Here is a 17,287-nt window from a genome sequence, read left to right as displayed (position 1 = left end):
GACTACAGTTCGTCATCCAATAATCTTCGGTGGTAATTGATCTGCCCCAAGTGATAGGCTAAATGTGTGGCAAGGTGAACCAGGAAGAATTCGGTTGATGTTTTCTCCTGAAATACCAACATTGGGTATTCGCTATTGAGCTGCTCTTCTGTTATTTTACCCAGTGTTTCGTTAACCACAATTATAGTTGCTTCAATCATGTTGGTAAGCTCCTGTTTAGGAACATCTCTTAATGAAAACTCCAGTTCGCGGTTGCGGATGTAATTGCTGCCCCCTAGAGTTGCGCCGATATAAGTATTGAGGTTTCCGATTAAATGCAGGCAAAGGTTCCCTGCTGAGTTTGCAATGCTTTTATCTATAATCCACAAGTTCGCCTCGTTTTTATACGACTCGATTTCGGATTTTAGCTTGTTTAAATCACAGTTGAAAAGTGTTTTTAAGGTGTCGATGAGCATATGAAAATTCTTTGGGGATTATGAGATGTTGTTAGGCGAATATAAATATTTGAAGGCGTAATTAGTTTATGTGTTTTTCAAAGCAAGTTTCAAATATTGGCAAAAAAAAACACCTACAATTTCTTGCAGGTGTTTCTCTATTAAAAGCTTAATTTATACTTTTCTTACCCCGCCTGAGCCAACAATAGTTTTATCCACACTTGGATTGCCAGAGTAATTTACGCTTCCTGATCCGCTGATTACTGCTCTAATGCTTTCGCTTACGGCGATATTTACGGTTCCTGAACCACTGATGGTACTGGTTAAAGTTTTTGTAGAAAAAGATTTACCGGCAAAGGTACCTGAGCTGCTGATTACTACTTTTGCATGATCTGCACTACCTGTAATATTTATTGCACCAGAACCGCTAATTACACCATTGTAATTGTCTACATCGGCGGTTGCTTTAATGCTTCCCGAACCGCTTACAGTTGTAGTTAGACTACCTGTGCTGATTTTTCCATTAACGCTTAAGTTGCCATCTCCACTTACAGTTAAGCTGGCCAACTCTTTTGCCGTTACGTAAGCTGTGATTTTTTTGCCTTCGTATTTTCTAGTCCAGCTGGTAATACTGGTTTGCGGGCGGATAACCAAAACGTTGCCTTTTACTTCGGTAACAATTGAGGCCAATGCCTCAGCATCGCCTTCTAAACGACAGCTTTCGCTATTGCCCAAGGTTACAATTACGTTTATTGGGCCTGCTGCAGCAACTCCGTTGAAGTTTTTTACATCTCTGTCATCGCCGTTATTTTTTGAAGTGTTGATGCTGATCTGATTTTTAGCAATTACATTAATACTAGAGGTTAATGTTAAGGATGCCAATAATATTGCAAATACTTTTTTCATGGATATAGATTTTATTTTTTTAGATAAATAATGAGCTTTTTCTTATAAGACGATGGTTTTGTCGAAAAGTTGCATAAGATGAAATTTATTTGGTCGATCCTTCACTTCAGGCTATGCTCGTGCTGAGGCGACTTGCGAAGTTGCCTGTGCTGGTGGCCTTTGAAACTTCGCAAGTCTGTCCTGGGGGGATGCATTATACTTTTTTGAGGTTAACATAAAACAACGGATCGTGTTTGAAATTATCTGCATTTATGCTGGCATCCACTTTAAGTGTTTTCCAATCGTTTGTAGGTTTAATCAAGGTATAAGCACCTGTTTTTAATGTTACGCGTACGGGCATATCAAAACCTTTAACGTCGGTTATCCAACGATAAGATAAAGTCCCATTATCGATTTTATATTCTAAAACAGGGATTTTGGTAAAACGTAAATACTGATCGAAAACTTTATCCAGTTTAAGCCCACTTTGTTTGGCTATGTAATTTTCGATCTGAGCAGTAGTTACCGTTTGATGGTAAAATGTTTTGCTTAGCCCGCGAAGAATCTGTCTGAACTTTTCATCGTTATTAATTAACTGACGAATGGTACTAATCAAATTTGCACCTTTGGGATACATATCGCCCGAGCCTTCTTTATTTACACCGTATGGGCCAATAACCGGAATATCGTTTTGGATAATTTTCTGTAATCCGATTACATATTCATCAGCAGCCGCTTTGTTCTCGGTACATTCGGTAAACAATACCTCCGAATAATTGGTAAAACCTTCGTGAATCCACATATCGGCGATATCTTTTGAGGTGATATTATTACCGAACCATTCGTGGCCGCTCTCGTGAATGGTGATGAAATCCCACTTTAAGCCGTGGCCGGTACCGCTTAAATCTTTACCTAGATAACCTGGTTTAAACTGATTGCCATAAGCTACTGCGCTTTGGTGTTCCATCCCTAAATGTGGTGCCTGAACCAGTTTGTAACCGTCTTTGTACCATGGGTAAGGACCAAACCAATATTCGAAACATTTTAGCATCGGTTTAACATCGGCATCCCAATGTGGGCGGGCTTTGGCGCTATCGGTTTGCAGCGCCCAGTAATCGATGCTGAGTTTTCCATTTTCACCATCGTAACTATCTTGCCAGTGAGCATATTTGCCAATGTAAAAGGTTACATCATAGTTGTTGATGGGATTAGCGACAAACCAATTGTGTTGTTTGTAACCATCCGGTTTATCTAAAGTATTTCTCAGCCTTCCATTAGATATTTCCTGCAAAGTTTTGGGAACACTAATGCTGATTAACATACTATCTACTTCATCGCTCTGGTGATCTTTATTTGGCCACCATACACTTGCGCCTAAACCCTGGCAGGCTACAGAAACAAAAGGATTGCCTGCTTCATCTTTTTTGAAGATAAAACCACCATCCCAGGGGGGTGTTTTGGCAACAGTAGGATTACCAGAATAGAAAACGATAAATCTATCTTTACTTCCTTTTTTAACTGCTTTAGGGAAAGTTACAAAAACCGCATTGTATTCCCGGGTAAAAGGTAAATCGGCGCCTTTGTACACTACTTTATCAACTTTTAGGTTATCAAAAAGGTCGAACTGCAATTTGGTAAAATCCTGGGTGGCAGTAAAAGCAAATTCATTGCTTCCGCTAACTGATTTTTGGTCGATATCGATCTTCACATCTAGGTGGTAATAATTAATGTCGTAGCAGGTACGTAAAGGGGTAAGTGTTCCGCGGAGGCTATCGGCCCTTGAGTTTACCTGGTTTTTGCCAAGCATCTGTGCCTGTACAGCCGAAACGCTGATGCTGATGACAAGGATGAATAGTAACTTTCTCATTTGTTATGTTTTTGTTGATCGTTATAAACGATTGTAATTGCACGCTCGTTAAGAAACGAGCGTAGGCTTATTTTATCACATCAACTTCGATAAAACTATCATTAAATACAGTTTGCGTAGCTTTAATATAATCGGCTTCTGTTGCTTTATATGGGTTTTCTACAAATTTTTGTGGATTACGTGCAAATAAAGGGAATGCTGTACTCTGCACCTGGATCATAATCCGGTGTCCTTTTTTAAAGGTGTGTAATACATCCTGTAGCTGAAAGTTCACATCGGTTTTCTGGTTGGCTACCAAGGCCTCGGGTTTTTCGAAACTATTGCGGAAGCGGGCAGGCATAACTTCCGAACGTACCATTTGCCAGTAATTGCTCAAAACGATATTCTTGTTTGGCATGTAAGGGTTGTTCGGCTCATCGGCAGGATAAACATCGATCAGCTTTACAATAAAATCTGCATCGGTACCTGTGGTTGCAATTTTAAGGTGCGACATAATTTCGCCTCCCAAGGTAATATCGTTATCCAATACATCGGTTTGATAAACCAACACATCTGGTCTTCTGCCCGCAAAACGTTGGTCTTCACTCATGTAATTGTGTGGCGTAAAGCCCAATGTTGTAGTTAAATCTTCGGTATATGGAACTGGCTTTAATGGATCGCTAATGTAGTTTACTGAACCAGCCGCACCGGGTGCAGTCATGCTAAGCTTACCATCTGCACCTAGATATAATTTTTGTTTAGTCGCCTTTTCAGTTGGCCATTTGGTAAAAGTTTCCCATTGTTTTTTGCCGGTATCGAACATATAGGCTTCAGGCAGGCCAGTGTTTTTATCGCCATTTCCTTTTAAGAAGTGATTAAAGAATTTAGCTTCAATTTCTTTCTGATAGAAGGTTGCAATGCTATCTCCGAAATACACATTGCTATGCATGGTATGACCGGTTTCGCGGCTCCATCTTCCGTGTCCAAATGGTCCCATTACAATCGTATTGTAGGCATTAGGGTTTTTCTTTTCGATGGTTTTATAAATGTTTAACGGGCCAGACAGATCTTCGGCATCGTACCAGCCACCAACTACCATTACCGCAGGTTTAATGGTGTTGTAATGTTTTAATAATCCACGTTTTTGCCAAAACTCATCATAGTTTGGGTGGCTAACGGTTTCTTGCCAGAAAAAATTATCCTTGTAATATTTGTCTGCATTGCTTAAAGGGCCTAAATCTAAAGCAAACTGATAACCATCTTTTGTTTTTGGAAGAATTAACTGGTTATTGTACCAGGCTTTAGAGGTAGTATCGGTTTTTTGCACACCAAATACTGGAAAAGTCATGAAATAGCTCTGCAAAAATGATCCGTTGTGGTGGAAATCATCAAAAAAGAAATCTGAAATCGGCGCTTGTGGCGATGAGGCTTTTAAAGCAGGGTGATTGCTCAAAATTCCTGCAGCAGTATAAAAGCCTGGATAAGAAATTCCCCATTGGCCAACTTTGCCGTTGTTATTGGCTACGTTTTTAACCAGCCAATCGATGGTATCGTAAGTATCAGAACCTTCATCAACCTCTTTTTTGCTTTTTTTGTTATCGATAACAGGGGTCATATTTGTCCAGGCACCTTCACTTTTCCAGCGACCGCGTACATCCTGATACACCATGATATAACCCTCTTTCATCATCAATTCTGATGGGCCTAATTTTGCAGGAAATTTATCTTCGCCATATGGGGCAACGCTATAACAGGTACGTTGCATTATCATCGGATATTTTTTATTCTTGGCGGCATCTTTAGGTGTGTAGATGGCGGTAAAAAGTTTAGTTCCATCGCGCATTGGGATATAAACTTCTTTTTTGGTGTAATTAGCTTTTGGATATCCTGTATCACTTTGCGCAAAAGCAGAAGATGCCGAAAGCAGGATAATCATTAGTTTTAAGTATTTCATTTTATTATAATAAGTTAGTTATTTATGTGTTTGGTTTGTGGTGACACGAACCAAGGCCATAGTTATTTGCTATCTATTTTAAACTCAGGCGTCATTCCCGCGCAGGCGGGAATCTTAAAGCATTATGATTCCCAATTAAGTTGGGAATGACGAACCGCGGGATTAAGAATCCAATATTTTACTTCAACACCGAAACGGTAATAAACGAACTGTTGTGCACGTCGTGATAAATTTTGTGTGTAGCTTTTTGAAAATCCTGTGGTTCTGCCTGATAGATATCCATAAATTTCTGTGGATTACGATCAGCTAAAGGGAACCATGAGTTTTGGATCTGGATCATAATTTTATGGCCTTTTTTAAAGGTATGCGCCACATCGGGTAAAGGGTAATTTACTTTTGTGATGGCACCAGGAACAAATGGCTCAGGTTTTTCGAAACTGTTACGGTATTTTCCGCGCATAATTTCTCCCCGCACCAGCATTTCGTAACCACCCATAATCAGGTTTTTAGGGTTAGGTTCTGGATTTGGTGCATCTTCAGGATAAACATCAATCAGTTTAACTACATAATCGGCATCTGTTCCAGTAGTAGAAACCACGAGATTGGCCAAAACAGGACCGGTTAAGGTAATGTCTTCTGTTAAAGCGTCGCTTTGGTAAGTTTTCACATCCGGACGGCGGGCAGCAAAACGCTGATCATCGATCATGTACTCGCGGGTACGTTTGGCCTGAATGCCATCCTGGTAAGGTACAGGATTATTGGGATCGCTCACATATTCATCCCAGCTATCGGTTCTGCCCACTTTTTCGAAACTGAGCTTTCCATTAGGTTGTAAATACAGGTTTTTGTTTTCTACTTCTTGTGGTGGCCATGTTTTGAACTTTTTCCATTCGTTACTTCCGGTTACAAAAATATTGGCTTCTGCTGCATTAAAATCGCCTTCACCTTTTAAATAATGTTTAAAGAAAGGCAGTTCGTATTGCTCCTGGTAATCGATACTGGTGGTTTTACCGAAAGGGATATCGCCGAAATAAGAACCATCACTACGTACCCAGCCGCCATGGAACCAAGGTCCTGCAACCAGGATATTATTGGCGCCAGGATTCTGTTTCTCAATTGCTTTGTAAGTATCAAAAGTTCCATAGGCATCTTCGGCATCGAAAAAGCCACCAACCACCATCACTGCAGGTTTTACGTTGGTTAAATGCGGGGTAATTAAACGTGTTTTCCAGAAGGTGTCCAGGTTCGGGTGTTTAAACAAATCATTCCAGAATTTAATACTATCTGCAAAATATTTGTCTTTTAGGTTCTTAACCGATCCAGCTTCTAAATAAAAGCGATAATTGTCTTGAATGGGAAACTGAAAACCTTTAGGTCCTTTATCTGGTGTAATCGGTTTAGGTCTCGGCACACCAAAATTGCCCATAAAACTGAAAGCATCCATTAGGAATAATGTACCACGGTGGTGGAAATCATCACCCATAAACCAATCGGTAACTGGTGCCTGAGGCGAAACGGCCTTTAGCGCAGGGTGTGCATTTGGCAATGAAGTGGTAGAATAAAACCCAGGATACGAAATGCCATAAATACCCGCATTGCCATTGTTGCCTTTCACGTTTTTAACCAACCAGTCGATGGTGTCGTAAGTATCTGTACTTTCATCAATAGCTGTTTTAGATTTTTTTCCAACCAGTTGAGGACGGATATCGGCAAAAGTGCCCTCACTCATCCATCGGCCCCTCACATCTTGATATACAAAAATAAATCCCTCACGCATCATCGCCGGAAAATTACCCAAACTCAGCTTATATTTATCTTCACCATAAGGCGCAACGGTATAGGGTGTTCGGTTAATTAAAAATGGATATTTTTTGGTTTGATTTTTGGGTATATAAATGGAAGTGAAGAGTTTAACCCCATCGCGCATGGGGATCTGGCGTTCTATTTTAGTATAGTTTTCTCTAACATATGCCGAATCGGTTTGCTGGGCTATTAATTCATTAGAAATAAACAGACAAAATAAAAGACTGAAAATTCTGGTAAGGTTCATTTAAGCTAGTTTTTAGGAATAAAATTTAAATATAGGTGATTAGTGGTTGATTAGAAAAAATAGCCCGTAAAAGGTTTGTTAGCAAAGATGGAATCATGTAAAATGGAATATTTGTGATGTATTTTGCCATTAAAATCTTCCCTTCGTCATCACTTTATCAAAATTTAGTTAAATAGTGTTAAGGGATAATCTTTTAGGAGTTTTCACCGTCATATACATAATCTACATAAACACAAAATAATGAACAGGTTATTAAATAAAGGATTGGTTGTTTTCGCTGCAGCAGCGATGATTGCAACCTTAAGTATTGAGAGCGTTTCTGCACAGCGGCCAAGTAGGAGTGGAGGTTCTTCCGGAGGTGGTAGATCTGCTTCGATAAGCCCATCAAGAGGCGGTGGTTCTATTTCCAGACAACCATCTATGCATGCGCCAAGTAGAGGTAGTTATGCACCGAGTAATGGCGGTCGTCCACCAAGACCTAATTACAGTTATAACAGACCAGGTTATCGCCCAGGTTCAGCATATGGTAGGCCAGGTTATGGTTATCGCCCGGGTTATGGAAGGCCTTATTACAGACCGTATTATAGCTATTACAATTTTTACAGGCCATTTTTAGGTTTTAGGATTGGCGTATTGCCTTATGGCTATTATCCGTTTTATTATGGCGCCAACCAGTTCTATTATTCTGGCGGATTGTTCTATCAACAAAACAACAGTCAATACGAAGTGGTAACCCCACCAGTTGGTGCTGAGGTGCCGAATTTACCATCGGATGCTAATCTGGTTACCATTAATGGTGTTGATTATTACGAATACAAAGGCGTTTATTATACCCAAAAAGAAAATGCTGATGGTAAAACTGTATATGTGGTTGCTGGAAAAGACGGTATTTTAAACACAACGGATGGTCCGGTTGATACGCATAATATAGGCGATATAATTAATCAACTACCAGAAGGATGCAGAGAAGTAACCATTAAAAACGAAAAGTATTTTGTTTCGCCTGATGATGTTTATTATGAAGAAATAGTAGATGGAACAAATATTACTTACCGTGTAATTGGTAAGTTATTTTAATCTGAGTTTTATCAGTGTCAGATGGTAACATCTGACACCACTTATAATTCCAGTAAATGTGCAGTTGGATGTTACCATCCGACTGTTTTTGTTTTATATCCGAAAGAAATTAAATGGATAGTGTCAGATGATAACATCTGACACCACCGGAAAAAGTAGCTTTCTTAATATTCTCAATCTCTTAAGATAGACTTTTTGCAGCAAAAAATCCATATTTTTACGGCCTAAACATTTCGATTTGAAACCTGTATCGCAGTTCTTCTTTGTTTATTCGGTTCTTACCATTGTGCTCTCATCTTGTTCTACAACTAAGTATGCTGCGGTTAAGCAAAATGAAACCAGTATTTCGTCTGTAAAGTTTTTGGATGAATACATTATGCCCTTAAATCCAATTTTCCAAAATACAGTTGTTGGTGGTTTGTCGGGGATTGATTACGATGTAAAGCAAAACCAGTATTACATGATCAGTGATGATCCATCACAACATAGTCCGGCGAGGATTTATACCGCAAAGATTGATATCAAAGAAAATAAGATCGATACCGTTCGGGTAACTGGTGTTACTTATATCTTACAGGCAAACGGAAAACCATACCCTAAATACGGAACTGATAAAAGGGTAAAACCTGATGGCGAATCGGTTCGTTATAACCCCTTAACCCAACAATGGATTTGGAGCAGTGAGGGAGAAAGGTTGTTTAAAGATGGGGATACGACGATAGTTCAGCCGAGCTTAACCTTTATTTCTACAGATGGAAAGTTTCTGGACACCATTCCAATGCCTAAAGGCTTTCATTTTACAAAGACCGAAAGTGGGCCTCGCAAAAATGCTTTATTTGAAGGTTTAACTTATGCCGATCAGTACAAAACATTGTATGCCAGTTTAGAAGAACCACTTTATCAGGATGGACCTCAGGCTGCTTTTGAATATGATAAAGCCTTAACGCGGATTTTAAAATTTGATGTAGCTACTAAAAAGAATATTACCCAATATGCTTATAATCTGGGTGCAATGCCGGTTAAACCTACCGTTGAAAACGATTGGAATGTAAATGGAATTTCTGAAATACTAGCCATTAATAATCATACGCTTTTGGTAATGGAAAGAGCCTGGGCAAAAGGCCACGATGATCATACCTTTTTAAAACTTTACCTGGTTGATTTACGGAGTGCTGAAAATGAAATCGAAAATAACTCTTTTGTGCAAAATCCTCCTCGGCCATTAACCAAAAAATTGCTTTTTGATTTTGATTCCTTAAAGCGACACATCGATAATTTTGAAGGTGTAACATTTGGACCAAAATTACCAAATGGACACCAATCATTAATTTTTTGTGTTGATAATAATTTCGGTAAATCTCAGGCACAGCAATTTTTCTTATTTGAGATCATTCCATAATCATCATTCCTGTTAAAAATTTATAATGAGTAAAATAAAAGCAATACTATTCGATTTAGATGGTACATTAATTGATTCTGAGAAGTTTCATTTCGATTGTTGGAATAAGTTTTTGTGTGAATACGAAGTTGCGCTGGATTTTAAGGATTGGTTAACAAATTACGCTGGAATACCCTTGCCCAAAAATGCAAAGACTATAATAGACAGGTATAAAATTGAAGAAGAGTTAGAAGGCTTCATTAACAGAAGAGAAAAGATAACTTTTGATGGTTTTAGAACAACAGATATTCAGTTAATGCCCTTTGCATTAGAATTTATCAAGTTTGCCTACGAAAAAGGACTTACCCTGGCTGTGGTTACGGCTAGTCCGAAAATTGATGTTGAAGCCGTTTTTGAGCGTAATGGTCTGGCTAAGTATTTCAGTTTATTTATTACCAGAACAGATGTAAGTAAATCTAAGCCTGATCCCGAAAGTTATAATCTTTGTGTAGCGCGATTGGGTTTTGAAAAAGATGAGTGCCTTGTTTTTGAAGATACTTTAAATGGGGTTAAATCTGCTCTGGCTGCGGGCATAACCTGTTACGCCATTCAGAGCAATGTACGGGCACATCAAAAACTAAAAATAGCTGACGAATTGTTCCTCAGCTTTGCGAATGCCAAAGAGTTTATGCTGCAAAAGGAATTGATTTAGTTCTTGAAAATTAACTAGCTTAGTATAAAGCAATAGAACGTTGTATGGTAAAAAAAGGATTATGGATTTTATTTGCAACCTTCGCATTGCTGATTGGACTCTACCCAGCGATTTACTTTTTGATGGATAGGAAATTTGGGTTGTTAAATTCAAAGTCGGTTGACTTGTTGACCAATACTTTCTGGAACATTGGTTTTTATATGCATATCATTTTCGGAGGAATCGCTTTATTTATCGGTTGGACACAATTTAGTCCGAAAATGAGAAATAGGCGTATGGCACTTCACCGAAAACTGGGTAAAGTTTATGTGGTCGCTGTACTGCTTAGCGCACTAGCGGGTATTTATATTGGCTTTTTTGCAACAGGAGGATGGGTTTCTTCAGCTGGATTTATTTGTTTAGGCATCGTTTGGCTTTACACTACTTTAAAGGCTTATTTACACATCAAAAGCGCAGAAATTGAAAAACATCAAAAAATGATGGTTTATAGTTATGCAGCTTGTTTTGCTGCTGTGACATTGAGGATTTGGCTACCACTTTTGACAATGGTTTATGGCGATTTTTCAAAAGCCTACCTGGTTGTTGCCTGGTTATGCTGGATTCCTAATCTGATTGTTGCCTATTTAATCACCAGAAGAACCGCTAATCAATAAGTTATTTTGACGCTCCATCCTCTGCAATAATTTAGTTTATGATGTCAGCCCAGGAAATTTTAGCTAGTGTCGGATCTTTTTCATCTCACGACCTGCTTCTTTTTGAAGAATATAGTGTCAGAAAGTCGTTCCGTAAAAACGACGTGCTCTTGCATCTTGGCGAAATTTGTCAATCTGTTTATTTCATTTTATCGGGATCTTTTTTTCAATTTCATTCTAACGATACCGCGGAAACAATTATTGATCTGCATTTACCAAAAGAGTGGATGTACAATCATTCAAGTCTGATAGCGCAAAAACCTTCCGATACAACGATCAAGGCCTTTGAGAAATCTGAAGTGCTGGAGCTTAGTTTAACTAATTTACATCAGTTAATTGCCAAATCACAGTCCTTTTTAAGCCTAGGTAGAATTTTTGACCAGCCCAATAACAGGACATATTTATTTGATCGTTCGTTAAACCCAGTTGAAAAATATAATTATATTAAAAATGCCAAACCGCTCATTGTACAGGTTTTTCCGGTCAAAATGATTGCTTCATACCTTAAAATTGCCCCTGAAACATTGAGTAGGGTAAGGGCAAATCAATGAATTTCCTGATCTGGATCAAGCGCAGCTTTTCGGAAAAATACCGATTTTTGAAATAAAAAAATATGCTAACAGATATTAATCCAAAACTTCCCATGCGTGATAAAGCAATCACCAGAGATTTTTATGTAAATAAATTAGGCTTTAAAGACATTGGAAGTGCCGATTTTAAAGATTACCTGATGGTACAAAAAGACCAGGTTCAGATTCACTTTTTTCTGTTCGAAACACTAGATCCGAAAGAAAACTACGGCCAGGTTTATATCCGTACAAACGATATTGATGGGCTGTACAAATCTATGCTCGAAACTAAACAAGGCATTCATCCCAATGGAAGCTTACAAACAAAACCATGGGGGCAGAAAGAATTCGCGATGCTTGATCCGGATAATAATTTACTTACCTTCGGACAGGGGGTTTAAGAAGGGGCATTAATTCATTGGTCAATTTTTATGGCTCATTGTTAAGCGTTGATTGTTAACAGCGTAATCTACTCCAAGCCCCAAACTCCAGTTCCAAATTAAATTAGCAACTGTTCGGTAGCGATATTGATCAATTCGATAGAATTTTTAACATCTAGTTTCTGCATCATATTACGGCGGTGCGTTTCTACTGTTAGCGGACTTAGAAAAAGTTCATCGGCTATGCCTGCGGTCGTTTTTCCCTGTGCAATTAACTGAAGGATCTGTTTTTCGCGCTTGGTAAATTTTGGCCGCCGTTTTAAATCATTTACTGAAGGCTTGGCAATAATTTCTATAACTTCTCTGCTAAAGGCCAATTCTCCTCTAAGTGCAGTTTCAATGCCGTTTTTTAATTCCTCTACTGAGGCATTTTTTAAAATGTAACCACTCGCCCCATTTTGCAAAATCTGCATAATTATGCTTCTTTCGGTATGGTTGCTAATGGCAATCACGACCGTTTTGGGCGATAATTTTTTAACCTGTGCGCATAGTTCAATTCCATTACCATCAGGTAACATAATATCAAGCAGTACAATATCTATTTCGTGGTTATTTAAAAAGGAAATTAATGCGCTGCCTGACTGGAAACTGCCCACTACATGCATATTTTCGAGGTTGTTGATTAAGGAAACGATTCCTTGTATGACGATCGGATGGTCATCAACAACAGCTAATTTAATGACGTTACTCATAACTGATTGGAATTTCGATATTTATAGTTGTACCATTGCCAGGGTGCGAATCGATTTCGAAAGTGCCTTTAAGATAGGCTATCCTATTTTTAATGTTTTCTATTCCTAATCCTTTTTTATAGGTTGAGGTATCAAAACCAATTCCATCATCCTCAACCGTGATATAAAACCGTTTTTTATTTTCACTGCACTGTAAAACTACTTCAGAAGCTTGAGCATGTTTTAGTGTATTGGTGAGTATTTCCTGTACAACCCTATAAATGATTATCTGTTCTTCAAGTGCAATATGTTTAGAGATATTGAGTGCTTGAAAATCGATATGCATATGCTTGCTCATCGCCGATTCTGCCAGGTCTTTTAATGCCGTTTCCAATCCGAATTTTAATAACGTTTGTGGCATCATATTCCGGGCAATGTGCCTTAATTCGGTAACTGAATTATCCAGCTGATTAACGATTCTTTGTAGTTCTACATCATGCAATTGCATATCCCTGTGTTTTGCCCAGTTGGATAAATTAATTTTTAAACCTGATAACATTCCCCCTAAACCATCGTGTAAGTCCTGCGCTACCCTGTTTCTTTCTTTTTCTTCGGCATTGAGCATGGCTTTGCTAATTTCCAATTGCTGTTTTTGTTGTAATTCGGCCACTTTCTGCTTATAATTTATTGTTCTTTGCTCTGCAAGTTTTTTATAACCTCTAAAATAAAAGTATAACAGGATAACACTGATTAAAAGAAAGAATGATGCCGCGATTAATAGAATATTTGTTGTTTTATTGTTCTTAATAATTAATGCATTTTGTTTCTTTTCTGTATTTAAACTGGCTATTTTTTTCTGGTTCTCTGCATTTTTATATTTAATTTCCAGTGCATTAATATCTGCTTTTAGTTTACTCTCATTTAGGCTGTCACTCAGTACTTTGCTCTTATTTATCCAATTATAAGCCTCTTTTATATCACCATTGGCATAGTTTACTTCTGCAAGCGCTTCGGTCATTTTGAGCTTATTTGTTGCTAATGTATTTATTTCTGGCTGATTGATAATTTGAAGCAATGTTTTTTTAGCCATGACAATATTTTTCTGTTTAAAAAGGATCCTGTATTTTTCAAATATTACTTCCTGCAAAGAATAATTGTCATTTAGCTTTTCGGCCAGTTTAATGGCCCTATCCGCATCAACCAGTGCAAGCGAAAGTTGTTTGGTGTCAATAAAATAACGCGTTGTACTTTTGTAATAGTCGAGCCAAAATACTGCCATCGGATAGCCTGTAGCCACATGGTTTGATTTATCAAGTATGGTTTTGGCAAGATCGAGGTGTTTTTTGGTGAGGCTATAATTTTTTAGGTGATAATGGTTTCCTGCAGTTGTGAGGTACGCATTAACCAGCAGATAATATTTATCAGGAGATGTGTCTTTTAATGCATTTAGGCCTTGTTGCAGGTATGGTGTTGCTTTTTCGTATTGGCCAAGGTTTGTAAATACCGTTCCGATTGAGATGTATTCGGTGCCTAAAAAATCTTTGTCTCCAGCTTTTTTAGAAAGTGGTAAAACGCGGTTAATCAGTATATCGAGCGTTGTTTTAAGATCGTCTTTATGCTGTTGAATTAAGGCATAGTTATGCCACACCGTCGACCTTAACCGATAAACGCCCTTTGTGTTAAACTTGCTCAATAACGAATCTGTGTGGATGAGTAGTTTTTCAGCCTTTGTATAATTCCGGTCCAGGTAGATCAAAGCTTCATACCAATATGATCTGGCCACAAGCAAAGGATACTTTTTGCTCCAGGTTCTTGCCCTGTTCAAATATATTACTGCTTTGGTACTATCATGATCTACCCAGAAATCAGTTAGTTTAAAACCCGCCTCCGCTTTAATACTATCGCGCGAGCCACTGCTTAAGATGCGATTTAAGCTATCCGTATATTTTTGGTCGGCCGTTTGCAGCTGCGCCAGGCTATTCAGCGAATAGAAAATCAGTAACGCCAGAAAGATGATATAATTTCTCATTAAACTAAAAATGCACGCTTTATTTATCAACCAGAAATTAAACCAGTAATATACCTGAAATCAGGTAGAAAAAAATGGTATAATCTGGTTATTGCAGGGCAAAGTGCTCATTTGTTAATTTGTAGTTCTATTTTTTAAATCTAATTATGAAAAACATCAAAATTAAAACATTTGTACTTTCTTTTTTTGCCTTAGTGTTGTTTACAGGTTTAATGTCGTGTAAAAAAGATGAAGGCGAGTCGCCGTCAAAATCTTCACACAAGGTGGTTTTTAAACTCGAAGCATCAGCAGGTAGCAACATTAGCACTGTGGTTTACGGCTACGATTCGCAGATTACCACGGCAACAAGCCTTAGCGGAACTACCTGGACAAGTCAGGAAATTACAGTGCCAGCAGGAACCATTTCTATAAACATTGCCGCAAGTGCGACAGGTGCCAATGCAAATTCTACGCTAAAAGCGCAGATTTATGTTGATGGAGAATTAAAAAGAGAAGGCACATCTAGCGGTGCAATCTTAAGCGCATCAGCATCGTTAGGATTGTAGTTGGTTCATTAATTCACTCGTCATTAGTTTATTTATAATGGCATTTGGGGTTCATTAGTCCATTAGGTTTGTTTGGGTTAGATCAAAACATTTTATAGTCTTAAAGTAAAATGTTTTCATACGCTCATCAACCTATGGACTTTTGAACTTTTATGAATTATCCTATTGAGCCTCAATATTGAACCATAAGCTATTGCTATAGGCCAATAACTTATAAACCAATGACTAAGAAACCGATTTCTATTGCACGATGGACTTTCAGCTTTCCGCCTTTTTTCCCTACATTTGGCTAATCAAAATTCTCAAAAAATTATGCAATACGATGTCGTTGTTATCGGTTCAGGGCCGGGCGGTTATGTAGGCGCAATCCGTTGTGCTCAGTTAGGTTTAAAAACTGCAGTTGTTGAAAAATATAAAACTTTTGGAGGCACTTGCTTAAATGTAGGTTGTATTCCATCTAAGGCTTTGTTAGATTCTTCAGAGCATTTTCACAACGCTGCTCACACATTCACTACCCACGGTATCAACTTAAAAGATTTAAAGGTTGATATGAAACAAATGATCGCCCGTAAAGACGATGTTGTTGCCCAAAATACAGCAGGCATCACTTATTTGTTCAAGAAAAATAAAATCGATTCTTTCGAAGGTGTAGGTTCTTTTGTTGATAAAAATACCATTCTGGTAACTAAAGCCGATGGTTCTACAGAAACCCTATCTGCTAAAAACGTAATTATTGCTACGGGTTCTAAACCAACAGCTTTACCGTTCTTACCAATCGATAAAAAACGCATTATAACTTCAACCGAAGCTTTAAATATTAAAGAAGTGCCAAAAACGATGGTGGTAATCGGCGGTGGTGTAATCGGTTTAGAGTTAGGTTCGGTATACGCCCGTTTAGGTACAAAAGTATCTGTTGTTGAGTTTTTACCATCTATCATCGGTACTATGGATGCTGGTTTGGGTAAAGAACTTCAGCGTGTGTTAAAGAAAACTTTAGGCATGGAGTTTTACATGGGCCACAAAGTAACCGGCGCTGCCACAAAAGGTAAAACGGTAACTGTTACGGCTGATACCCCTAAGGGCGAATCCATTTCTTTAGAAGCCGATTATTGTATCGTTGCTGTTGGTCGTACGGCTTATAGCGAAGGTTTAGGTTTAGATAAAATCGGTATCACTGTTGAAGAAAGAGGTAAAAAAATTCCGGTTAACGAACATTTAGAAACTTCGGTTAAAGGTGTTTATGCTATTGGCGATGTAATTACCGGCGCCATGTTGGCTCACAAAGCAGAAGATGAAGGTACTTATGTTGCCGAAACAATTGCCGGTCAGAAACCACATATCAATTATAACTTAATTCCTGGTGTAGTTTATACCTGGCCAGAGGTTGCTTCTGTAGGTTTAACCGAGGAGCAGTTAAAGGAAAAAGGTGTTAAATATAAAGCAGGTTCATTCCCTTTCAAAGCCAGCGGACGTGCAAAAGCGAGTATGGATACCGATGGTTTCATTAAAGTTTTGGCCGATGCCACTACTGATGAAGTTTTAGGTGTACACATGATTGGCCCACGTGCAGCAGATATGATTGCAGAAGCAGTTATTGCAATGGAATTCCGTGCATCTGCAGAAGATATTGCACGTACCTGCCATGCCCACCCAACCTATACAGAAGCCTTAAAAGAAGCAGCACTTGCCGCAACTGATAATAGAGCCATACATATTTAATCGATCGATGTTACTGTCGATTAATTAATTTAATATTTTGGGCATGTCCCAAGCTGCGCAAGGGTCGGGCTATACGTTTCAATCTTTTGTTGTGCTTTCAGCTAACAACAAAAGGATTTACACTGCTATCCCTCATGCAAAAACCTAAAGCCGATAAGAAATTGTCGGCTTTTTTAATTTTAGAGTTGTCAACTTTCTAACAAGTTGATTATTAAAGTTGACAACTCTTCGAAAAATACTTCTTCCCCTTCAGTCTTTATATTTTCTTAATGAAATGATAACAAAC

General features: G+C 38.3%; 15 protein-coding genes. 8 read left to right on the top strand and 7 right to left on the bottom strand.

What is annotated here, in order from left to right; translation table 11 throughout:
- Nucleotides 1–2: 2 nt before the first annotated feature.
- The 5 genes from LQ227_RS06545 to LQ227_RS06525 all read right to left on the bottom strand — a co-directional run bounded on the left by LQ227_RS06545 (nucleotide 3) and on the right by LQ227_RS06525 (nucleotide 7,169).
- Nucleotides 3–455 (bottom strand): DUF1572 family protein, encoded by a 453-nt coding sequence (locus LQ227_RS06545; RefSeq protein WP_230148781.1) that lies wholly within the window; start codon nucleotides 453–455, stop codon nucleotides 3–5.
- A 153-nt stretch (nucleotides 456–608) separates the two neighbouring features.
- On the bottom strand, nucleotides 609–1,340 hold the full coding sequence (locus LQ227_RS06540; protein WP_230148779.1) for a head GIN domain-containing protein: 732 nt from the start codon (nucleotides 1,338–1,340) through the stop codon (nucleotides 609–611).
- A 193-nt stretch (nucleotides 1,341–1,533) separates the two neighbouring features.
- The gene (locus LQ227_RS06535; protein WP_230148777.1) at nucleotides 1,534–3,186 is read right to left on the bottom strand and encodes a M1 family metallopeptidase; all 1,653 of its coding nucleotides are present in this window, start codon (nucleotides 3,184–3,186) and stop codon (nucleotides 1,534–1,536) included.
- A 67-nt stretch (nucleotides 3,187–3,253) separates the two neighbouring features.
- A complete protein-coding gene (locus LQ227_RS06530; protein WP_230148775.1) occupies nucleotides 3,254–5,119 on the bottom strand; it encodes a CocE/NonD family hydrolase in 1,866 nt (621 codons plus the stop codon).
- Nucleotides 5,120–5,297: 178 nt separating this feature from the next.
- A complete protein-coding gene (locus LQ227_RS06525; protein WP_230148773.1) occupies nucleotides 5,298–7,169 on the bottom strand; it encodes a CocE/NonD family hydrolase in 1,872 nt (623 codons plus the stop codon).
- A 240-nt stretch (nucleotides 7,170–7,409) separates the two neighbouring features.
- Between LQ227_RS06525 and LQ227_RS06520 the strand changes: the two genes are divergently transcribed.
- The 6 genes from LQ227_RS06520 to LQ227_RS06495 all read left to right on the top strand — a co-directional run bounded on the left by LQ227_RS06520 (nucleotide 7,410) and on the right by LQ227_RS06495 (nucleotide 11,998).
- Complete coding sequence (locus LQ227_RS06520; protein WP_230142057.1) at nucleotides 7,410–8,246, top strand: DUF6515 family protein; 837 nt, start codon at nucleotides 7,410–7,412, stop codon at nucleotides 8,244–8,246.
- A 238-nt stretch (nucleotides 8,247–8,484) separates the two neighbouring features.
- Nucleotides 8,485–9,645, top strand: a complete 1,161-nt coding sequence (locus LQ227_RS06515; protein ID WP_230148771.1) for an esterase-like activity of phytase family protein — start codon at nucleotides 8,485–8,487, stop codon at nucleotides 9,643–9,645.
- A gap of 25 nt (nucleotides 9,646–9,670) precedes the next feature.
- Nucleotides 9,671–10,336, top strand: a complete 666-nt coding sequence (locus LQ227_RS06510) for an HAD family phosphatase (RefSeq protein WP_230142052.1) — start codon at nucleotides 9,671–9,673, stop codon at nucleotides 10,334–10,336.
- 44 nt (nucleotides 10,337–10,380) lie between these two features.
- Complete coding sequence (locus tag LQ227_RS06505; RefSeq protein ID WP_230146635.1) at nucleotides 10,381–10,989, top strand: DUF2306 domain-containing protein; 609 nt, start codon at nucleotides 10,381–10,383, stop codon at nucleotides 10,987–10,989.
- A 38-nt stretch (nucleotides 10,990–11,027) separates the two neighbouring features.
- Nucleotides 11,028–11,579, top strand: coding sequence for a Crp/Fnr family transcriptional regulator (locus LQ227_RS06500; RefSeq protein ID WP_230142047.1), 552 nt, complete (start codon nucleotides 11,028–11,030; stop codon nucleotides 11,577–11,579).
- Nucleotides 11,580–11,641: 62 nt separating this feature from the next.
- The gene (locus tag LQ227_RS06495; RefSeq protein WP_230142044.1) at nucleotides 11,642–11,998 is read left to right on the top strand and encodes a VOC family protein; all 357 of its coding nucleotides are present in this window, start codon (nucleotides 11,642–11,644) and stop codon (nucleotides 11,996–11,998) included.
- 98 nt (nucleotides 11,999–12,096) lie between these two features.
- On the opposite strand, the gene LQ227_RS06490 is transcribed toward LQ227_RS06495, so the two are convergent.
- Both LQ227_RS06490 and LQ227_RS06485 read right to left on the bottom strand, forming a co-directional pair.
- A complete protein-coding gene (locus LQ227_RS06490; protein ID WP_230142042.1) occupies nucleotides 12,097–12,729 on the bottom strand; it encodes a response regulator transcription factor in 633 nt (210 codons plus the stop codon).
- Nucleotides 12,722–14,737, bottom strand: coding sequence for a sensor histidine kinase (locus LQ227_RS06485; RefSeq protein ID WP_230142039.1), 2,016 nt, complete (start codon nucleotides 14,735–14,737; stop codon nucleotides 12,722–12,724). Before LQ227_RS06485 ends, LQ227_RS06490 begins: the two co-directional genes overlap by 8 nt.
- Before the next feature lie 146 nt (nucleotides 14,738–14,883).
- Between LQ227_RS06485 and LQ227_RS06480 the strand changes: the two genes are divergently transcribed.
- Nucleotides 14,884–15,282 (top strand): hypothetical protein, encoded by a 399-nt coding sequence (locus tag LQ227_RS06480; protein WP_230142037.1) that lies wholly within the window; start codon nucleotides 14,884–14,886, stop codon nucleotides 15,280–15,282.
- A gap of 312 nt (nucleotides 15,283–15,594) precedes the next feature.
- Nucleotides 15,595–17,001 (top strand): dihydrolipoyl dehydrogenase, encoded by a 1,407-nt coding sequence (lpdA, locus tag LQ227_RS06475; protein WP_230142035.1) that lies wholly within the window; start codon nucleotides 15,595–15,597, stop codon nucleotides 16,999–17,001.
- The last annotated feature ends 286 nt before the right edge of the window (nucleotides 17,002–17,287 follow it).

It is taken from the genome of Pedobacter sp. Bi27, from assembly GCF_918698255.1.
In the GTDB taxonomy this organism is placed as follows: domain Bacteria; phylum Bacteroidota; class Bacteroidia; order Sphingobacteriales; family Sphingobacteriaceae; genus Pedobacter.
The sequence above is the reverse complement of the archived record's forward strand: the minus strand, read 5'-3'. Positions and strand labels throughout refer to the sequence as shown.

Excerpts from the sequence above, each read along its gene's own strand:
- LQ227_RS06530 (WP_230148775.1), bottom strand. The coding sequence starts at position 5,119 with ATGAAATACTTAAAACTAATGATTATCCTGCTTTCGGCATCTTCTGCT.
- LQ227_RS06490 (WP_230142042.1), bottom strand. The coding sequence starts at position 12,729 with ATGAGTAACGTCATTAAATTAGCTGTTGTTGATGACCATCCGATCGTC.
- LQ227_RS06510 (WP_230142052.1), top strand. The coding sequence starts at position 9,671 with ATGAGTAAAATAAAAGCAATACTATTCGATTTAGATGGTACATTAATT.
- LQ227_RS06520 (WP_230142057.1), top strand. The coding sequence starts at position 7,410 with ATGAACAGGTTATTAAATAAAGGATTGGTTGTTTTCGCTGCAGCAGCG.
- LQ227_RS06505 (WP_230146635.1), top strand. The coding sequence starts at position 10,381 with ATGGTAAAAAAAGGATTATGGATTTTATTTGCAACCTTCGCATTGCTG.
- LQ227_RS06495 (WP_230142044.1), top strand. The coding sequence starts at position 11,642 with ATGCTAACAGATATTAATCCAAAACTTCCCATGCGTGATAAAGCAATC.
- LQ227_RS06540 (WP_230148779.1), bottom strand. The coding sequence starts at position 1,340 with ATGAAAAAAGTATTTGCAATATTATTGGCATCCTTAACATTAACCTCT.
- LQ227_RS06480 (WP_230142037.1), top strand. The coding sequence starts at position 14,884 with ATGAAAAACATCAAAATTAAAACATTTGTACTTTCTTTTTTTGCCTTA.
- LQ227_RS06535 (WP_230148777.1), bottom strand. The coding sequence starts at position 3,186 with ATGAGAAAGTTACTATTCATCCTTGTCATCAGCATCAGCGTTTCGGCT.
- LQ227_RS06545 (WP_230148781.1), bottom strand. The coding sequence starts at position 455 with ATGCTCATCGACACCTTAAAAACACTTTTCAACTGTGATTTAAACAAG.
- LQ227_RS06500 (WP_230142047.1), top strand. The coding sequence starts at position 11,028 with ATGATGTCAGCCCAGGAAATTTTAGCTAGTGTCGGATCTTTTTCATCT.
- LQ227_RS06485 (WP_230142039.1), bottom strand. The coding sequence starts at position 14,737 with ATGAGAAATTATATCATCTTTCTGGCGTTACTGATTTTCTATTCGCTG.
- lpdA (WP_230142035.1), top strand. The coding sequence starts at position 15,595 with ATGCAATACGATGTCGTTGTTATCGGTTCAGGGCCGGGCGGTTATGTA.
- LQ227_RS06525 (WP_230148773.1), bottom strand. The coding sequence starts at position 7,169 with ATGAACCTTACCAGAATTTTCAGTCTTTTATTTTGTCTGTTTATTTCT.